This is a genomic window from Pseudomonas sp. NPDC098747, from assembly GCF_044760045.1.
GTDB lineage: Bacteria > Pseudomonadota > Gammaproteobacteria > Pseudomonadales > Pseudomonadaceae > Aquipseudomonas.
Map to the genome: position 1 here is coordinate 1 of NZ_JBIWAL010000017.1, position 16,662 is coordinate 16,662.

The 16,662-nt window shown below is 58.7% G+C and carries 20 protein-coding genes; 14 read left to right on the forward strand and 6 right to left on the reverse strand.

The window, feature by feature from the left end:
* Positions 1–599 precede the first annotated feature (599 nt).
* Both rhtA and ACIQVE_RS12835 read left to right on the forward strand, forming a co-directional pair.
* Entirely contained in the window at positions 600–1,487 is an 888-nt protein-coding gene (rhtA, locus tag ACIQVE_RS12830; RefSeq protein ID WP_402808605.1) for a threonine/homoserine exporter RhtA, read from the forward strand.
* Between the two features lie 168 nt (positions 1,488–1,655).
* Positions 1,656–1,937 carry a hypothetical protein gene (locus ACIQVE_RS12835; protein WP_042560187.1) on the forward strand — a complete coding sequence of 94 codons (282 nt, stop codon included), beginning with the start codon at positions 1,656–1,658 and terminating at the stop codon, positions 1,935–1,937.
* A 1-nt stretch (position 1,938) separates the two neighbouring features.
* On the opposite strand, the gene ACIQVE_RS12840 is transcribed toward ACIQVE_RS12835, so the two are convergent.
* On the reverse strand, positions 1,939–2,502 hold the full coding sequence (locus tag ACIQVE_RS12840) for a TetR/AcrR family transcriptional regulator (protein ID WP_402808609.1): 564 nt from the start codon (positions 2,500–2,502) through the stop codon (positions 1,939–1,941).
* A gap of 91 nt (positions 2,503–2,593) precedes the next feature.
* Between ACIQVE_RS12840 and ACIQVE_RS12845 the strand changes: the two genes are divergently transcribed.
* Both ACIQVE_RS12845 and ACIQVE_RS12850 read left to right on the forward strand, forming a co-directional pair.
* Positions 2,594–3,322, forward strand: coding sequence for an SDR family oxidoreductase (locus ACIQVE_RS12845; RefSeq protein ID WP_402808611.1), 729 nt, complete (start codon positions 2,594–2,596; stop codon positions 3,320–3,322).
* A gap of 37 nt (positions 3,323–3,359) precedes the next feature.
* The gene (locus ACIQVE_RS12850; RefSeq protein ID WP_402808613.1) at positions 3,360–3,956 is read left to right on the forward strand and encodes a 2-hydroxychromene-2-carboxylate isomerase; all 597 of its coding nucleotides are present in this window, start codon (positions 3,360–3,362) and stop codon (positions 3,954–3,956) included.
* A gap of 48 nt (positions 3,957–4,004) precedes the next feature.
* On the opposite strand, the gene ACIQVE_RS12855 is transcribed toward ACIQVE_RS12850, so the two are convergent.
* The 5 genes from ACIQVE_RS12855 to ACIQVE_RS12875 all read right to left on the reverse strand — a co-directional run bounded on the left by ACIQVE_RS12855 (position 4,005) and on the right by ACIQVE_RS12875 (position 8,741).
* On the reverse strand, positions 4,005–5,813 hold the full coding sequence (locus ACIQVE_RS12855) for an aminopeptidase P family protein (RefSeq protein ID WP_402808616.1): 1,809 nt from the start codon (positions 5,811–5,813) through the stop codon (positions 4,005–4,007).
* A gap of 55 nt (positions 5,814–5,868) precedes the next feature.
* A complete protein-coding gene (locus ACIQVE_RS12860) occupies positions 5,869–7,035 on the reverse strand; it encodes an aminotransferase class V-fold PLP-dependent enzyme (RefSeq protein WP_402808619.1) in 1,167 nt (388 codons plus the stop codon).
* A gap of 205 nt (positions 7,036–7,240) precedes the next feature.
* Positions 7,241–7,855 (reverse strand): LysE family translocator, encoded by a 615-nt coding sequence (locus ACIQVE_RS12865; protein WP_402808622.1) that lies wholly within the window; start codon positions 7,853–7,855, stop codon positions 7,241–7,243.
* Positions 7,856–7,954: 99 nt separating this feature from the next.
* On the reverse strand, positions 7,955–8,224 hold the full coding sequence (locus tag ACIQVE_RS12870; RefSeq protein WP_402808625.1) for a hypothetical protein: 270 nt from the start codon (positions 8,222–8,224) through the stop codon (positions 7,955–7,957).
* A gap of 151 nt (positions 8,225–8,375) precedes the next feature.
* Positions 8,376–8,741 carry an antibiotic biosynthesis monooxygenase gene (locus ACIQVE_RS12875; protein WP_402808627.1) on the reverse strand — a complete coding sequence of 122 codons (366 nt, stop codon included), beginning with the start codon at positions 8,739–8,741 and terminating at the stop codon, positions 8,376–8,378.
* A 93-nt stretch (positions 8,742–8,834) separates the two neighbouring features.
* Here ACIQVE_RS12875 and soxR point away from each other — a divergent pair, with 93 nt between their 5' ends.
* The 10 genes from soxR (at position 8,835) to ACIQVE_RS12925 (ending at position 16,599) form a co-directional block, all read left to right on the forward strand.
* Positions 8,835–9,284, forward strand: coding sequence for a redox-sensitive transcriptional activator SoxR (soxR, locus tag ACIQVE_RS12880; protein WP_402808630.1), 450 nt, complete (start codon positions 8,835–8,837; stop codon positions 9,282–9,284).
* 297 nt (positions 9,285–9,581) lie between these two features.
* A complete protein-coding gene (locus tag ACIQVE_RS12885) occupies positions 9,582–10,040 on the forward strand; it encodes a VOC family protein (protein WP_402808633.1) in 459 nt (152 codons plus the stop codon).
* 283 nt (positions 10,041–10,323) lie between these two features.
* Positions 10,324–11,523: a PepSY-associated TM helix domain-containing protein gene (locus ACIQVE_RS12890; RefSeq protein ID WP_402808636.1), complete on the forward strand. Its 1,200-nt coding sequence runs from the start codon at positions 10,324–10,326 to the stop codon at positions 11,521–11,523.
* The gene (locus ACIQVE_RS12895) at positions 11,520–12,062 is read left to right on the forward strand and encodes a thiamine pyrophosphate-binding protein (protein WP_402808639.1); all 543 of its coding nucleotides are present in this window, start codon (positions 11,520–11,522) and stop codon (positions 12,060–12,062) included. Before ACIQVE_RS12890 ends, ACIQVE_RS12895 begins: the two co-directional genes overlap by 4 nt.
* Complete coding sequence (locus ACIQVE_RS12900; protein WP_402808642.1) at positions 12,059–12,400, forward strand: hypothetical protein; 342 nt, start codon at positions 12,059–12,061, stop codon at positions 12,398–12,400. The genes ACIQVE_RS12895 and ACIQVE_RS12900 overlap by 4 nt, the downstream gene beginning before the upstream one ends.
* Positions 12,397–12,972, forward strand: coding sequence for a DUF6162 family protein (locus ACIQVE_RS12905; RefSeq protein WP_402808644.1), 576 nt, complete (start codon positions 12,397–12,399; stop codon positions 12,970–12,972). Before ACIQVE_RS12900 ends, ACIQVE_RS12905 begins: the two co-directional genes overlap by 4 nt.
* A gap of 35 nt (positions 12,973–13,007) precedes the next feature.
* A complete protein-coding gene (locus ACIQVE_RS12910) occupies positions 13,008–13,937 on the forward strand; it encodes a metal ABC transporter substrate-binding protein (protein WP_402808646.1) in 930 nt (309 codons plus the stop codon).
* Positions 13,934–14,794 (forward strand): metal ABC transporter ATP-binding protein, encoded by an 861-nt coding sequence (locus ACIQVE_RS12915; RefSeq protein WP_402808647.1) that lies wholly within the window; start codon positions 13,934–13,936, stop codon positions 14,792–14,794. The genes ACIQVE_RS12910 and ACIQVE_RS12915 overlap by 4 nt, the downstream gene beginning before the upstream one ends.
* Positions 14,794–15,693, forward strand: a complete 900-nt coding sequence (locus ACIQVE_RS12920; protein WP_007917717.1) for a metal ABC transporter permease — start codon at positions 14,794–14,796, stop codon at positions 15,691–15,693. The genes ACIQVE_RS12915 and ACIQVE_RS12920 overlap by 1 nt, the downstream gene beginning before the upstream one ends.
* Positions 15,694–16,599 (forward strand): metal ABC transporter substrate-binding protein, encoded by a 906-nt coding sequence (locus ACIQVE_RS12925; RefSeq protein WP_402808651.1) that lies wholly within the window; start codon positions 15,694–15,696, stop codon positions 16,597–16,599.
* Positions 16,600–16,662 lie beyond the last annotated feature (63 nt).

Sequence of the window (16,662 nt, forward strand, 5' to 3'; positions counted from 1 at the left end):
CGCGGAGTAACTTGTGATGCTGATAATCTTGTTGACTATCAGTCTGACTCCACAAGCACCCACACGAATTGCTTGATTCAGTTGTTAAAGAGCGGTTGGTTAAGATCTTTCGTCTCAACCGAGGCGCGCATTCTACAGCAGCCTCATTTGCTGTCAAGTGATTATTTTCAGAAGCTTTCGAAGAATTCTTCAACAACTTCAACCACTTGCGCTTCCGATCTCTCGTTAGCGGGAGGCGAATTCTACAGCGTTACTCGCTGTTGTCAACACCTCTTTTTCTCCGCTTTCGACCGAGAAGATCGAACCGTTAAAAGAGCCAAACAGCACCGCTCTTTCAACTCCTTCCAGGCTTCGATGAACTGAAGCGACCCACTCTCGAAACCTACTTAACTCATTGAATCTCAAGGAGTTTTTCGTTTCGACTGCGCCGGAAGTGGGGCGAATTATAGACGTCTGGAATCTGCCGTCAACAGCTAATTTCGTTTTTATCGAAACTTTTGAAAATCCTGCTTATATATAGACGTCAGAGGCATGAATGCGCAGTATATTGCCCAACACCTACAACAATACCCCGCTCTCACCTTGGACGATGCCCCGCAATGAATGACCAACCCCGCTCTCTTGCCTCAATACTGTTCCCGGTTGGCCTGCTATTAATAGCCATGGCATCGATCCAGTCCGGTGCATCACTGGCCAAAAGCATGTTTCCAGTGGTGGGCGCTCAGGGGACGACAACCCTTCGCCTGATTTTCGCGAGTGTGATCATGCTGTTATTGCTGCGCCCCTGGCGAGCGAAGCTGACAGCAAAGTCGCTGCGTACGGTGATCGTCTACGGCATGGCGCTGGGCGGCATGAACTTCCTCTTCTATATGTCATTGCGCACAGTACCGCTGGGAATCGCCGTTGCTCTCGAATTCACGGGCCCGTTGGCGGTCGCTATATATGCATCCCGGCGCGCCATCGACTTTCTATGGATAGGTTTGGCTATAGCCGGCCTGCTGCTATTGATACCGACGGGGGCGACAACCGCCGGAATCGACCTGGTTGGGGCTGGGTACGCATTGGGTGCCGGGGTGTGCTGGGCGCTATACATTCTGTTCGGTCAGAGAGCCGGCGCTGATAACGGCGTCACGACCGCAGCGTTAGGCGTCATGATCGCGGCGCTGTTTGTGGCTCCCATCGGCATCGTGCATGCCGGCGCAGCTCTACTCACACCTTCACTGATCCCGATTGCCATCGGCGTCGCCATCCTGTCCACCGCCCTGCCCTACACCTTGGAGATGGTTGCTCTCACCCGAATGCCCGCGCGTACTTTCGGTACATTGATGAGTATCGAACCGGCATTCGGGGCGCTATCGGGTCTGCTGTTTTTGCAGGAATACCTCACGCTGTCACAATGGATGGCGATCCTGTGCATTATTCTGGCTTCGGTTGGCGCAACCATGACCATGGGCAGCGCCGCCAAGCCTGCCATCGCGGCAGATTGAAACAGGATTTGACGAAGGTCTGGCAATTGGCGTTCATTTAGGCCATGTTTAGGCTCGCAACCCAATGCCAGATATGGATTTTTTCTGACAGGGATTTCAAAACGCTTAGAGCGCAAGCGAACACAGGCAGACCGGAGCATCAGACTCGCGGCCGCTATAAGGACAGTAATGAAACGAATTTTGATATTGATCGCCGTACTCGCAGTTGCGGGCTGTGCGGCGACCTCGAAAACCCAAGTGAAGCACGGTAAGAAAGGGCTGCACATCAACTGTTCGGGACTCTCGTCCTCTTGGGACAAGTGCTATACCAGCGCAGCCAACTCCTGCGCCCCGAAAGGCTATAAGGTCATCGCCAAGTCAGGGGATTCCGTGGAGGAGCCCGGTGACTATCCATTCGGTCTCAATCCCGCTGGCTACACCAGCCGCAGCATGATCGTCATCTGTAAGTAGATCACGGCTGCCGAGAGATCTGACGCCCAATCTCGTCATGGCTGGACTTCAGCACCTTGCGCTGAACGTCCGGCGTGGCCAGCATACGCGCTACCACCAACGCGCCAACGCACTGCGACAGAACCGACCACGCCAGGCTGTCGCTCTCAAGTATCTGCGCCCAGCTTTCCTGAAGCCTGCAGATCCACAGTTCGGCCTGCTCACGCACCTGAATATCCGAACGGGCGATTTCCGCGCCTAACGCCGGCAACGCACAGCCGGATTCGGGCTGCTCAACGTGAGCCATGCTCAAATAGTGCTTTAGGCAACGCTCCAGCCGCTCACGATCCTGCGCCCCCTGCCCGCCCAGTCGCTCAAGGCTTTGCCCCAACTCCCGCTCGACAATGGCAGTGAACAACGCATCCTTCGAGGAGAAGTGACTGTAGAACGCAGCACCGCTGAGCCCGATAGCCTTCATCAAACCATCGACGCCGACCGTGGAAAACCCGGATCGCTTCGCCGACAGCGCACTGCTCTGCAATAGCTTTTCCCGGGTTTCCAGCTTGTGACTGGCGGAGTAACGCATGTGTATTCCCTCGAATTGACCGCCTTGACGTTGACCGGATCCTAGCATAACGTTCGTTCACTTAACGATCGTTTAATAAAGGGGTTCACCCATGAATAACAAGAAGGTCGTATTGGTTGTCGGTGCGGGTGATGCCACGGGCGGCGCGATTGCCAAGCGCTTTGCCAAGGAAGGGTTCGTTGCCTGCGTCACGCGGCGCAGTGCCGATAAATTGCAGCCGCTGGTGGAGGCGATTCAGGCCGAGGGTGGCGAAGCTCACGGCTTTGCTTGCGATGCACGCAAGGAAGAAGACGTCATCGCACTGATCGAAGACATTGAAACCCGCCTCGGCCCGATTGAAGCCTTTGTCTTCAACATCGGCGCGAACGTGCCGTGCAGCATCCTTGAAGAAACCGCTCGCAAATACTTCAAGATCTGGGAGATGGCTTGTTTCTCAGGTTTTCTCAATGCCCGTGAAGTGGCCAAACGCATGGTCACCCGCAATCGCGGAACCATTCTGTTTACCGGTGCGACTGCCGGACTGCGCGGCGCATCGGGTTTCGCCGCATTCGCCGGCGCCAAGCATGGTATCCGCGCACTCGCACAAAGCATGGCTCGAGAATTGGGCCCCCTGAACATTCATGTTGCCCACATCGTTGTCGATGGCGCCATTGATACGGACTTCATCCGCAACAGTTTTCCCGAGAAGTACGCCACCAAGGATCAGGACGGCATCCTCAATCCCGAGCACATCGCCGAAAATTACTGGTATCTACACAGCCAGCCCCGCGATGCATGGACGTTCGAACTGGACCTGCGCCCCTGGAACGAACGCTGGTAAGCCCACCGCCCATAACAATAAATAGAGAGCAGCGAAAATGACCAAAACCGTGGAGTTCTATTTCGACCTCGGCAGCCCTGCCACTTATCTGGCATACACCCAACTACCCAAGATCTGCGCAGAAACCAATAGTCAGCTGGTCTACATTCCGATGCTGCTGGGCGGCGTGTTCAAAGCGACCGGCAACGCCTCACCGGCAATGATTCCCGCCAAGGGCCGCTATATGTTTCAGGATCTGGACCGCTACGCCAAACGCTATGGCGTAACCCTCAAGTTCAATCCGCACTTTCCGATCAACACGCTGCTGTTGATGCGCGCCGTCACCGGCATACAACTGCACCAGCCGGAACGCTTTCAGGCGTTTATCGATTGTTTGTTCACGGCGTTGTGGGTAGAAGGCCAAAATCTGAACGACCCGGCAACTGTGGCTGCCGTGTTGAGCGAACAAGGGTTTGAGGCCGATGACGTCCTGGCGCTGGCCAATGACGAAACCGTCAAGGCCGTGTTGAAGGACAATACCGAGACTGCCGTTAAACGCGGTGTCTTCGGTGCTCCGACCCTGTTTGTCGGTAATCAGATGTTCTTCGGCCAGGATCGTCTCGACTTCGTCGAGGAAGCGTTACGTCAGGTCTAGATCGAAACGATGATGCGGGCGCTGATGTCAGCGCCCGCATCATCACGATCAGATTGCAGCAGTACGCATATTCAGCCATTCCAGAGCCGCACCGTCGAGCAACGGGCTCAAGCGCTTACGCACTTCAGCGTGGTAAGCGTTGAACCATTGTTTCTCCTCGTGACTCAGCAAGTCTGCCAGCAGACAACGCGTGTCGATCGGGCACAGGGTCAAGGTTTCAAACTTGAGGAACTCGCCGAACTCGCTGCTCCCCGCCTCACGGTTCATCGCCAGGTTTTCGATACGCACGCCCCAACGGCCCGGACGATAAGTGCCCGGCTCGATCGAAGTAATCATCCCCGGTTGCATCGCAGTCTGCGGTGCCGGCGCTGCCTGATAGGCAATCACTTGCGGGCCTTCGTGCACATTGAGGAAGTAACCCACGCCGTGACCGGTGCCGTGACCGTAATCCACACTTTCAGCCCAGATCGGTGCCCGGGCGATGGCGTCGAGCAGCGGCGACAGAATGCCTTTCGGGAACTGCGCCCGCGACAGCGCAATCACGCCTTTCAACACGCGCGTGCAATCGCGCTTCTGTTCTTCAGTCGGCGTACCGACCGGCACCATGCGTGTGATATCGGTTGTGCCGCCGAGATACTGACCACCGGAGTCGATCAGCAACAAACCGTCACCTTCGATCACCGCATGCTCTTCTTCGGTGGCGTGGTAATGCGGCATCGCGCCATTGGCGTTGAACGCAGCGATGGTATTGAAACTAAGCGACACATAATCCGGACGACGTTCCCGGGCGGCGGTGAGTTTCTCGTCGATGGTCAACTCGGTAATGCGCTCACGCCCCCAGGCCGATTCCAGCCAGGCGAAGAATTCGCAAAGTGCCGCACCGTCCTGCTCCATCGCTTTACGAATGTGCGCGGCGTCAGCTTCACTTTTTTGCGACTTGGCCAACGTGGTCGGGTTCAAGCCTTCGACCAGTTTCACGCTGCTGTCGAGGTTATCCAACAGACCGCTGGTGACACGCGCCGGATCCACCAGCAGGCTCGCGCCGCTCGGCACGGCGCGCAAGGCGGCGGACACTTCACTGTAGTCGCGCAGCGTCACGCCGTCCTGTTCCAGCACCGCACGCAACGGCGCATCAACCTTGCTCAAGGCGACGAACAGCGTGGCTTGCTGCTGATTGATCAGGGCGAACGAAACGAACACCGGGTTAAACGACACATCGCCGCCGCGCAGGTTGAACAGCCATGCGATGTCGTCGAGGGTCGCGACGAAGTGCCAATCGGCACCGCGCTCTTGCAAGGTTTCGCGCAGTTTGGCGAGTTTCTCGCCACGGCTGACGGTCGCTTGCGGCGGCAGATGCTGATAGATCGGCGCGTTCGGCAGCGTCGGGCGGTCGCTCCAGACTTCCTTGAGCAGATCGATATCAGTACGCAGACGCGCGCCGCGCGCTTCGAGCTTGCTGCTCAGGGTGCGCGCCGAAGCCACGGCCATCACCGCGCCGTCGACCGCCACCACACCACCTTCCGGTGTCTGCTCAGCCAGCCAGTCCAGAGGACTCGGCTGTCCCGGTTGCAGCTTGACCAGTTCGATGCCGCTGCCGTTGAGTTCCTTGGTCGCCTGTTCCCAGTAACGACTGTCGGCCCAGACGCCGGCGAAATCGAGGGTGACAATCAGTGTCCCGACCGAACCATGAAAACCCGATAGCCACTGCCTGCCCTGCCAGTAACCCGGCAGATATTCCGATAAATGTGGGTCGGCGGAAGGCACCAACAACGCATGAATGCCTTCGCGGCGCATCAGTTCACGGGTGCGCGCCAGGCGCTGGGGCACCGATCCTTCGGTCAAGGTCTGGGTACTCATCATGTCTCCTGCTAATCACTTATTCGTTATTGTTCGTAGCCATTAGGTCGGCTGGTTAAAGCCCTGCCGCCCAGAATGCCGGAGCACTGGCGCAGGCGGTCTTGATCAGTTCGCAAGCCTTGTCGATATCTTCAGCGGTGGTGAAACGGCCGAGGCTCAGGCGAATAGTACGCCCCGCCAGACGCGCGTCATGTCCCAGCGCCAATAGTACGTGGGATGGCGCGTTGCTCGCAGAGTTGCAGGCCGAGGTCGCGGAAAACGCGATCGAATGGCTCAGCGCCGCGCTGTTGAATTCGCCTTCGCTAAACGTCAGGCTCAGGGTGTGCGGGATACGCTGACTGGCACTGCCATTGAGGCGTACGCCGGGCAGACTCAGCAATTGCTCGAGCAAGCGTTCGCGCAACGCGACGATGGATTTTTTCTCTTCATCGAAAGCGCCAGCGGCCAAAGCGAATGCGGCGCCCATTCCAGCAATCTGATGGGTCGCCAGTGTCCCGGAGCGTAAGCCACCTTCGTGACCGCCACCGTGAATCTGCGCCTGCAAACGCTGCTGCGCCCGCGGGCCGACATACAACGCGCCAATGCCTTTGGGGCCATAAAGTTTGTGCGCCGAGAACGACATCAGGTCCACCGGCCACTGCGTCAGGTCAATCGCCACTTTGCCGGCACCCTGAGCCGCATCGACATGGAACAGCACCTCGCGACCGCGGACGATTTCGCCAATGGCCGAGATGTCATTGACCGTACCGAGTTCGTTGTTGACCAGCATCAGCGAGACCAGAAAGGTGTCATCGCGCAGGGCTTCGCTAACCGCTTGCGGCGTGATCAAGCCATCGGCGTCCGGGACCAGATAGGTCACGGCAATGCCGGCGTCCTGCAACTGGCGGGCGGTATCGAGGATGGCTTTGTGTTCGATCTGGCTGGTAATGATGTGGCCGCCGCAGACACCGCGCGCCTGCGCAACGCCTTTCAACGCGAGGTTATTGGACTCGGTGGCACCGGAGGTCCAGACGATCTGTTCGGCTTGCGCCCCGACCAGTTCGGCGACTTGCCGGCGGGCTTGCTCGACCGTCTTCCGGGCCTGCTGGCCGAAGGCATGGGAGCTGGAGGCCGGGTTGCCGAAATTACCGTGAAACCCCAGACATTCGATCATCACCTGGATGACCCGCTCGTCCACCGGGGTGGTGGCGGCGTAATCGAAATACAACGGACGTGTGTTCATAAAAGACTCGCAGAGCGTGTTCCGGGATCAGGAGGCTCGTGTCTGCAAACGACACCGCGCAGCCTTGTGAGCTGCGCGTCGGTTCGAGAGCGTCATCAATACCTGATCGGATGCCGTTAAAGAAGGACAACTTCATTTAAAAGTGCGTAGGAACGCTCCTGAAGTCGAGCTTAACAGGCATCGGGCCGGCGGTTGAAGCAACGCGTCAGCTAAAGCTTTCAAGAAGTAACGGATACAACGAAATCACCAGCAACGCCGCCATGCCCCAGTTGAATACGCGCAACCAGCGTGGCTCCTTCAGCACATTGCGTAGCAGCGTGCCACACGCGGCCCAGACGCCGACGCTCGGCAGGTTGATGATGGCGAACACCGCGGCGATCACCAAGACGTTGGTGAAGTAACCCTGCATCGGCGTGTACGTGCTGATGGCACCAATGGCCATGATCCACGCCTTGGGATTGACCCACTGGAACGCCGCGGCGCCCAGATAGCTGATCGGTTTGGCCTCGCCCTGGACGTTGTCACCGACCGGCCCCGAATGGGCGATCTTCCACGCCAGATACAACAGATACGCCGCGCCGACGTAGCGCAGAACCGTATAAAGAATCGGATAGTTCTGAAACACCGCGCCCAGGCCAAACCCCACGGCGACCACAAGGACGAAAAATCCACAGGTAATCCCGAGCATATGTGGAATGGTGCGGTTAAAGCCGAAGTTGACGCCCGATGCCAGCAACATGGTGTTGTTCGGCCCCGGCGTAATCGAGGTGACGAGGGCAAACAGGGCAAAGCCCAGAAGTAAATCAAGCGAGAGGTTCATTGTGCAGTCCGTCAGGGTCATTCAGGTGTAAACCCTACCCCACGCGGCCCGGCAAACCCACGGACAGTTGGCTAAAACTTCAACCAGTACAGTTTGTTTTCAGCTAGGCCGACCGTGCAGCTGTACGGCACGCTCTGCGCTCATCTCGCCCTGCTTGTCGAAACCAAAAGCCTTCTGTGGCTGGCCAAGCAATTGGGCTTTTTTCGCATGGTATTCGTCAAACGACAAACCGCTGCGGTTCAATGCCTCCATTGCCAGTTCCCGAGATTCTTCTGCCGAGTAGGGCCGCAGTTCCGGGGAAACATGGCTGGCACATCCGGCGAGTACGGAGACGGCGAGCAACAGCGAAACAGTCAGTAAATGATTCATGGGGGCGTCCTGGCGAGCAATGTGGGGTCGATGGAGAAAGGCTACGCCCCGACACGCATGCGCAGAAATCAACGCTTTCAATAGTGGCTATCAGCAAATCGTCACTTACCCGCAAATATCTCCAAGGTGAGCGGCTGACAAAGCTGTCGATCTAACCGACCAGGTTGCAGTGCAACGCGTCGTCGTGACTGCGGGCGATGCTGCTCAGTACCTGAAACGAATTGAAGGTTACGGTTTTCGCCTGATGGGTGCGAATCAACTGCCAGAAATCCTGTTCGCCGCTTTCGAAACTGCGAAACGCCGCCTCCCCCGCCTCGCGGGTTTGCCATTGCAGCAAGCTCAGTACGCGCCGGCCATCGTCGCTGGCCTGCACGCTCGCGCTGACAAAACCTTGGTAGCGCTGGGCCAGGCGTTCAGTCTGCATCGACAGCGCCGAGACCAGCCCAGATTGCTGCCGAGGCTCGATCTCGAATTCGATCAATTGGGTGAAGCTGCGGTTTTTCGCTGATGCTTGCATGAAATTCCCCACGTGGCTGTAAGGCGAATCTTGCGACTCGAAGAAGCGCAGGGTAAAACCTCTAGTTAAGTCAAGGTCAAGAGCGATTTCATCATGGTCACCAAGGAAAATCTGCACAACCCACTTACCGTCGGCGAAGTCGCGGCGCGCAGCGGTGTTGCGGTCACTGCCCTGCATTTTTACGAGTCCAAGGGGCTGATCAAAAGCCAGCGCAATGCCGGCAATCAGCGACGTTATGCGCGGGCCGTGCTGCGCCGAGTGGCATTGATCAAAGTCGCGCAGCGCTTGGGGATTCCGCTGGCGGAAATTGGCAAGGCACTGAAAATCCTTCCGGACGATCGCGCACCGACGGCGGCGGACTGGAAGGTTCTGTCGGAGCAATGGCGACGGGAATTGGATGAGCGGATCAATCAACTGACGCTGCTGCGCGACCGGCTCAATGGCTGCATTGGTTGTGGCTGCCTGTCGATGGAGGCGTGTCCGTTACGCAATCAGGGGGACGTGTTGGGCGAACAGGGGCCGGGGGCGCATTTTCCAACCTGAACCGAGTCGACCCTGTGGCGAGGGAGCTTGCTCCCGCTGAGTTGCGAAGCAGCCCCAGAGCAATGCTGGTGTTGCATCAGGCAAGTCATACATAACCGATTTACGACTGCTGCGCAGCCGAGCGGGAGCAAGCTCCCTCGCCACAAGATTGATATTTGCCCTGCTATTGCAGTGACTGCTCGTCGGGCGAAGTTCCTGGCTGCGAAGACAGTTCTATAGTGATTCTTCCGGAAATCCGGAGAAGCCACATCTCGAAGTACAGCCACATTTCGCAAAAACAAAAACAGGGAGAACGTCATGAGCGTCAAACCTATCCCGGAGGGGTATCACAGCATTACCCCGTATCTCGGCATTCAAAAGGCCGCCGAGGCCATCGACTTCTATAAGAAAGCCTTCGGCGCCACCGAAGTCATGCGCCTGGCCATGCCCGACGGCAGCATCGGCCACGCGGAACTGCGTATTGGTGACAGTGCAATCATGCTGGGCTCGCCGTGCGATCAGGGTCCATTGAGCAGTCCCGACAAAGCCGTCTCCGTCGGTTTGCATTTTTATGTGACTGATGTCGACAAGTCATTCCAAAGGGCACTGGATGCCGGGGCAACCGTGGTGTCCGAGGTCAAGGATCAGTTTTACGGCGATCGCAGTGGGACGTTGAAGGACCCGTATGGAAATCTGTGGTTTCTCGCGACCCACAAGGAGGATCTGACTGAAGAGCAGATCAAGCAGCGGGCTATGGAGATGTTTAGTCAGGGCTGAGTGCTTAAGTGTCTGGACCGACTCTTTCGCGAGCAAGCTCGCTCCCACATTGGTATGCATTTCGAATGTGGGAAAGAGCATCCTCACTCGCACGGGGCATAGCGGTGCTGATCGGATTGCGAAACATTTACTTTCATATCCCTTATCGGGATTTACTTCGCTCATCCGTCCTATAGAGATGCAGGCCGTTCGCGTAGGCAAAAGCCACGAGCGCCTTTCGGGGATACCCGTGCTGTGAAGCCCGCAGCCACGCGCCCTTTCACCGCTCTCTAGACGCACAATCATGTCGAAAAAATCCCGCTCCAAACTGTGGTTCCTGGTACATAGCTGGCTCGCTTTACCCATCTGGTTTTTCGTTCTGATCGTTTGCGTGACCGGAACGCTGGCGGTGGTCAGCCAGGAAATCGTCTGGCTGGCCAATCCGCAGATGCACGCCAATCAGCCGTCTGACGACGCACCGCTGCTGGGTTATGACGAGATCATGGCCGCCATGAAGAAGGCCGAACCACATTTGCTGGTTAAACGCATCAATCGTCCGGACGAATCGCATTTCGCCCTGGATGTGAGCGTCAGCAAACCGGATGGTCATTCGCAAATATTGTATGTAAACCCGTACACCGGGGTGATCCAGGGCAAGGCACCTGATTTCAACTTCCGCGGCTTCACCCGCGCTTTGCATGGCTGGTGGCTGGTGCCATTCACCAATGGCTACAGTTGGGGCTGGTATCTGGTGTCGTTCCTCGCCTTGCCAATGCTGGCTTCACTGGTTACGGGGCTGGTGGTCTACAAACGCTTCTGGAAAGGCTTTTTCAGTCCGACCTTGCGCTTTCGCCACGGGGCACGGATCTTCTGGGGCGACTTTCATCGTCTGAGCGGCATCTGGTCGATCTGGTTCATCGCGGTCATTTCCATCACGGCCGTCTGGTTCCTGATCGAGGCATTCCTGTCCGATTACCAGATTTCGATCTCCAGCGAGCCGGTCATCGCGTCCATGTCCCGTGAGGCCGTGCCGTTGTCGGCCAACGGTTCGCCACCACCACAAGTGAGCCTGGATCAGGCCGTCGAAATCGCCCGACAAAAGATTCCCGGGCTGGAAGCCAGCAGTATTTTTCTCCCGGGCAACGCCTACAGCCACCTCGATATCCAGGGGCGCGGCTGGTATCCACTGATGTTCCAGAGCGCCACCCTCAATCCCTACAGCGGTGAGGTCGCGGCCTCGCGCTTGCTGTCCGATCGAACGGCCCTGGAGTTTGTAACCGAGTCAATGCGACCGCTGCACACCGGCGATTTCGGCGGGCTGTGGATCAAGCTCATCTGGTTCTTCTTCGGCCTGGTGTTGAGCATGATGGTCCTGAGTGGCTTGTTGATCTGGACCAAACGCACGGCGCTGGCGACCGTCAATGCGCTCAAGCGCGAAGACAAGAAAAATCGCGTGAAGGCGCAAGCCGTCGTCAGCCGTGAACCGTCGGAGGTCAACCCGTGAGCAAGATCACCACTGCCCCGCAACCGTCGCGACTGAGTCTGTTCTGGCGTAAATGGCGCTTTCACATAAACATCCTGTTGCTGCTGATCCCGTTGGGTTTCATGCCCAACTACTTCGCCGAACAAGCGCTTTTCCGTGGTGACGCAGGCCTCGGCGAGCGCGAGATAGGTGAAATCCCGGTTGGGCCGTGGAGTCTGCGACTGGCCGAATTTCGCAATGAGGCGCCACGTTCCGACGGTACGGCCGGTTACCTCAAAGGCTTCAGCGCTGCTCTGTGCAATACCTGTGTCGAAGGGGTCAAGGCCACCTACCTGCGCATCGGCAAACCACGCAGCCTGCGTGCCGCCGGTTCAATCTTCTTCGGAACGCCCTACAACATGGGCACACAAGTGCCGATTTCGGACAAGACCAAAGCCGACGCCGAACTGTGGATCACCATGGAAGGCTGGGACGGCAGCATGCATCAGGCCTCGATTCCCCTGAGCCAGGCCTCCCCCGCCACCATCGCCTGGTTGAACAAACAAGGAGCCAAACCATGACCTGCTCGCAACGCTATTCCCGCCTCGGGCTCAGCGCCGCATTGTTGGTGCTGTGCGCAGGCTTCAGTGCAAGCGCCCTGGCGCACAACCCGATGTGCGAATGCAAAGCCGTCGATGACGAACAGATCAAATGCACCGGTGGCTTCTCCGACGGCAGCGGCGCACCCGGAGTGACCCTGGATGTGATCGGTTACGACGAGACGATTCTGGTGCCGGGAAAGCTCGGCGCCGACTCGACCCTGACCTTCAAGAAACCCGGTGCCGAGTTCTACGTGCTGTTTGACGCGGGTCCTGGCCATGTGGTGGAAATCGACCAAGCGGATATCGAAGCGCCATGAGTACGCCCACCACACAAATCGTGCGCCCGGCCGGTGCTGGCCATGAAACGCTCAACGTGTTGCTGCTGTGCTTGCTGATCCTGGCACTGGCAAGTTCCGTGGTGGCATGGCGTGGGGTGTCCCACGAGCCGGAACCGGTCGCCAGCAATCAACTGGACGCGCGCCGCGACCTCAGCGCCGCCGAGCAAGGCATCTATGCCGACCTGCGAGTGACGCTGGACGAAATTCGCTTGCTGCGCGAAGAGCAGCAAACCCTGCCGACGCCACAAAATCTGGCGGACGAAGGTTTTGCTCCGTTCGCCCAGGATGCGAGCTCTGTTGCCCGAGGCGGTCACGCATGGCAAATGCCGACCGACGCTGCCTACTTCGGTCACAGCCAGACACCCTCCATCGCGGGTTCGTTTCTGATGCGCGTCAGCGCCGATGACCAGACTGCGCCGGATATCTGGCTCAACCGTGACGCCGCACTCGCGGCGCCTCGCGAGTTGACTGACGACGCCCTGGCCGCTGCCGGCTGGAAACAGATCGTCGCGCAATACGATGCCGGGGTTACCCGCGAACATCGCCATTGATTCCTCGCCCTCACCCGAGAGAAGACCGTTTGCCCATGTCTATTTCATCTCCACGCCGTCCGTTGTTGCGTCTGTTTCTGTTGGGCCTTTGTGCCTGCCTGCTGAGCCCCCTGGCCAGCGCCGATCCGGCGAAACGCCTGCGCATCGGCATCACCCTGCACCCTTATTACAGCTATGTGGCGAACATCGTCGGCGACATGGCCGAGGTGGTCCCGTTGATTCCGGCCGGCTTCAATCCGCACGCCTATGAACCACGGGCCGAGGACATCAAGCGCATCAGCGGCCTGGACGTGATCGTGCTCAACGGCGTCGGCCATGACGACTTCGCCGACCGCATGATCGCCGCCAGCGAAACACCGAACATCAAGACCATCGAGGCCAACGAGAACGTGCCGCTGCTGGCCGCGACCGGGGTCGCTGCGCGCGGTGCCGGCAAAGTGGTGAACCCGCATACCTTCCTGTCGATCAGCGCCTCCATCGCGCAGGTCAACAATATCGCCCGGGAGTTGGGCAAACTCGACCCGGACAATGCCAAGACCTATACCCAGAACGCCCGCGCCTACGGCAAACGCCTGCGGCAGATGCGCGCCGACGCGTTGGCCAAGCTGACCCAGGCGCCGAACGCCGAGTTGCGCGTGGCCACCGTTCACGCGGCTTACGACTATCTGCTGCGAGAGTTCGGCCTGGAAGTGACCGCGGTGGTCGAGCCGGCCCACGGTATCGAACCGAGCCCGAGCCAGTTGAAGAAGACCATCGACCAACTGCGCGAACTGGATGTGAAGGTGATCTTCTCGGAGATGGACTTTCCATCTACTTACGTCGAAACCATTCAGCGTGAATCGGGCGTGAAGCTGTACCCGCTGTCGCACATTTCCTACGGCGAATACACCGCCGACAAGTACGAAAAGGAAATGACCGGCAACCTCAACACCGTGGTTCGGGCGATTCAGGAGTCCGGCGCATGACTGTAAAAGAAACCCTTTGCGACGAATCCCAATCCCCTGTGGAAGCGAGCTTGCTCGCGAAGGCGCCAAGTCAGTCACCATCATCCTTAAATGACACAGCGCAATCGCGAGCAGATCGAATCGTCGCACCGTCCCCTCTACAGGTTTGCGGGCCGACTCTGGATTTTGCAGAGGTCTGCCTGACGCTGGGCCGCACGACAATTCTCGACAAGGTCACCTTCCAGGTGCAGCCCGGCACCGTGCATGCACTGGTCGGCCCTAACGGCGGCGGCAAGAGTTCGCTGATCAAGACGTTGTTGGGGCAGATGCCGCATCAGGGGCAGTTGAGTCTGCAATGGCCCGGCGATCCCGGCACCATCGGTTATGTGCCGCAGGCGTTGGAGTTTGATCGCGGCTTGCCGATGACGGTCGATGATTTCATGGCTGCCATGTGCCAGCGCCGCCCGGCGTTTCTTGGCTTGAGCAAGCACTACGCCGGCGCCATCGGCGAAGCGCTGGAACGGGTCGGCATGCAGGATAAACGCAAACGCCGTATGGGCGCGCTGTCCGGCGGGGAACGTCAGCGGGTGTTGCTCGCTCAAGGTTTGATCCCGGCGCCGCAACTGCTGGTACTGGATGAGCCAATGTCTGCTCTCGATGAGGCCGGGATTCAGGTCTTCGAACGCCTGCTCGGCGACTGGCGCGCGGCGGGCATCACCGTGCTGTGGATCGAACACGACCTGGAAGCGGTCGGTCGTCTGGCTGATCGAGTCACCGGCCTCAACCGTCGCGTGTTGTTCGACGCCACGCCACAACAAGCGCTGACTCCAGAACGTCTGCTGACCCTGTTCTCGACCCATCCACGGAGCGCTGCCTGATGAGTTACGAAGCCTTTCGTTTGATGGTCCAGGGCTGGGCGTCTTCCGGTTATCTGCCGGAGGCGCTGGCTTACGGTTTTGTGGTCAATGCGCTGCTCGCCGGCCTGTTGATCGGCCCGGTGCTGGGTGGGCTCGGCACGCTGGTGGTGGTCAAGCGCTTTGCGTTTTTCTCCGAAGCGGTCGGCCACGCCGCGCTGACCGGTGTGGCCATCGGCATCCTGCTGGGCGAACCCTACACCGGGCCTTATGGCAGCCTCTTCGGTTACTGCCTGCTATTCGGTATTTTGCTCAACTACCTGCGCAACCGCACCGGCCTGGCACCGGACACCTTGATTGGCGTGTTCCTGTCGGTGTCCCTGGCCTTGGGCGCGAGTCTGCTGCTGATACTCGCGGGTAAAATCAACGTGCACATTCTGGAAAACGTACTGTTCGGCTCGGTGCTGACGGTCAACGGCAATGATCTGGCGGTATTGGCCATCGTCGGTTCGCTGGTCATGGCCCTGGCGCTGCCGCTGTACAACCGCATCATGCTGGCCAGTTTCAATCCGCAACTGGCAGCAGTTCGCGGCGTGGCGGTGAAGACCCTGGATTACCTGTTCGTGATTCTGGTGACGCTGATCACCGTGGCCGCCGTGAAAGTCATCGGTGCGATTCTGGTCGGTGCCCTGCTGGTCATTCCAGCGGCGGCAGCGCGCTTGCTCAGCCAGTCGCTCAAAGGCTTTTTCTGGTGTTCGGTGCTGATTGCCACGGTCAGCACGTTGTGCGGGATTCTCGCGCCGATTGTTTTCGACCTGCCGATTCCGTCCGGCGCCGCGATCATTCTGGTCGCCGGTATTGCCTTCGCCCTCGCCGCCATCGCGCGCGGGGTTGTCCCGAGTCTGAAAGGGAATCTTGGATAAATGCTTTTTACATTGCGCAATCTGACGTTGGCCATGACCCTGTGCGGCGTGGTCTCCACCCCTTTGATGGCCGCCGAAAGCGCCAAGCCCTTGCGGGTGCTGGCCTCTCTTCCGATCACCTACGGGCTGGGCGAGGTGCTGCTCAAAGGCACCGACGTCAGCCTCGAACGCGCGGCCCCGGCGAACTTGCCGGGCAGCCGCCAGACCGCCTATTTCACCGGTCGCGGCGCTCCAGCGCTGAGTAAATTGGCCACTGACGCCGATGCGGTGATCGGCGTGCGCTCGTTGTGGGCCGATGACCCGCTGTACCCCATCGCCCGTCGCAGTAACATTCGCATCGTTGAAGTCGATGCCGCACGCCCGGTCGACGGCGCCTTGCCCGGCATTGCCGTGCAACCGGATTTGAAGGTCGACGGCTTGAACAGCCAACCGTGGCTGGCGAGCAACAACATGGGGCGCATGGCAGACGTGATGGCGGCCGATCTTGTGCGTTTAGCACCCAGCGCCAAACCGAAGATCGAAGCGAACCTGGCGCTGTTGAAACAGCGTCTGCTCAAACTCAGCGCCACCAGTGAGGCGCGTCTGGCCAGTGCCGATAATCTGAGTGTGATGAGCTTGAGCGATCACTTCGGCTATTTGATCGGCAGCCTGAACCTTGAACTGATCGGGCAGGATCCACGTCCTGATGCAGACTGGACGCCCGAGGATCTGAAAAAACTCACGGCGACACTCAAGGAGAATGATGTGGCGGTGGTGTTGCATCACCGTCAGCCATCGGAAGCGGTGAAAGCGGCGATTGCCGAGTCGGGTAGCCGCTTGCTGGTGCTGAGTATTGATGCAGAAGATCCGGTGGCGGAGCTTGAGGGCAATGTGGATTTGCTGCTCAAGGGGCTGAGCGGGGCGTAACTTCAGTTGTACCGAGTTATCGTTCATCGCGAGCAAGCTCGCTCCCACAGGGGATTTGGGAAC

What these genes read in the sequence shown, in the direction of transcription:
- soxR (WP_402808630.1), top strand. Translation starts at nt 8,835, where the DNA reads ATGGTCACCAAGGAAAATCTGCACAACCCACTTACCGTCGGCGAAGTC.
- ACIQVE_RS12860 (WP_402808619.1), bottom strand. Translation starts at nt 7,035, where the DNA reads ATGAACACACGTCCGTTGTATTTCGATTACGCCGCCACCACCCCGGTG.
- ACIQVE_RS12840 (WP_402808609.1), bottom strand. Translation starts at nt 2,502, where the DNA reads ATGCGTTACTCCGCCAGTCACAAGCTGGAAACCCGGGAAAAGCTATTG.
- ACIQVE_RS12835 (WP_042560187.1), top strand. Translation starts at nt 1,656, where the DNA reads ATGAAACGAATTTTGATATTGATCGCCGTACTCGCAGTTGCGGGCTGT.
- ACIQVE_RS12915 (WP_402808647.1), top strand. Translation starts at nt 13,934, where the DNA reads ATGACTGTAAAAGAAACCCTTTGCGACGAATCCCAATCCCCTGTGGAA.
- rhtA (WP_402808605.1), top strand. Translation starts at nt 600, where the DNA reads ATGAATGACCAACCCCGCTCTCTTGCCTCAATACTGTTCCCGGTTGGC.
- ACIQVE_RS12910 (WP_402808646.1), top strand. Translation starts at nt 13,008, where the DNA reads ATGTCTATTTCATCTCCACGCCGTCCGTTGTTGCGTCTGTTTCTGTTG.
- ACIQVE_RS12905 (WP_402808644.1), top strand. Translation starts at nt 12,397, where the DNA reads ATGAGTACGCCCACCACACAAATCGTGCGCCCGGCCGGTGCTGGCCAT.
- ACIQVE_RS12890 (WP_402808636.1), top strand. Translation starts at nt 10,324, where the DNA reads ATGTCGAAAAAATCCCGCTCCAAACTGTGGTTCCTGGTACATAGCTGG.
- ACIQVE_RS12870 (WP_402808625.1), bottom strand. Translation starts at nt 8,224, where the DNA reads ATGAATCATTTACTGACTGTTTCGCTGTTGCTCGCCGTCTCCGTACTC.
- ACIQVE_RS12845 (WP_402808611.1), top strand. Translation starts at nt 2,594, where the DNA reads ATGAATAACAAGAAGGTCGTATTGGTTGTCGGTGCGGGTGATGCCACG.
- ACIQVE_RS12920 (WP_007917717.1), top strand. Translation starts at nt 14,794, where the DNA reads ATGAGTTACGAAGCCTTTCGTTTGATGGTCCAGGGCTGGGCGTCTTCC.
- ACIQVE_RS12900 (WP_402808642.1), top strand. Translation starts at nt 12,059, where the DNA reads ATGACCTGCTCGCAACGCTATTCCCGCCTCGGGCTCAGCGCCGCATTG.
- ACIQVE_RS12865 (WP_402808622.1), bottom strand. Translation starts at nt 7,855, where the DNA reads ATGAACCTCTCGCTTGATTTACTTCTGGGCTTTGCCCTGTTTGCCCTC.
- ACIQVE_RS12885 (WP_402808633.1), top strand. Translation starts at nt 9,582, where the DNA reads ATGAGCGTCAAACCTATCCCGGAGGGGTATCACAGCATTACCCCGTAT.
- ACIQVE_RS12875 (WP_402808627.1), bottom strand. Translation starts at nt 8,741, where the DNA reads ATGCAAGCATCAGCGAAAAACCGCAGCTTCACCCAATTGATCGAATTC.
- ACIQVE_RS12850 (WP_402808613.1), top strand. Translation starts at nt 3,360, where the DNA reads ATGACCAAAACCGTGGAGTTCTATTTCGACCTCGGCAGCCCTGCCACT.
- ACIQVE_RS12855 (WP_402808616.1), bottom strand. Translation starts at nt 5,813, where the DNA reads ATGAGTACCCAGACCTTGACCGAAGGATCGGTGCCCCAGCGCCTGGCG.
- ACIQVE_RS12925 (WP_402808651.1), top strand. Translation starts at nt 15,694, where the DNA reads ATGCTTTTTACATTGCGCAATCTGACGTTGGCCATGACCCTGTGCGGC.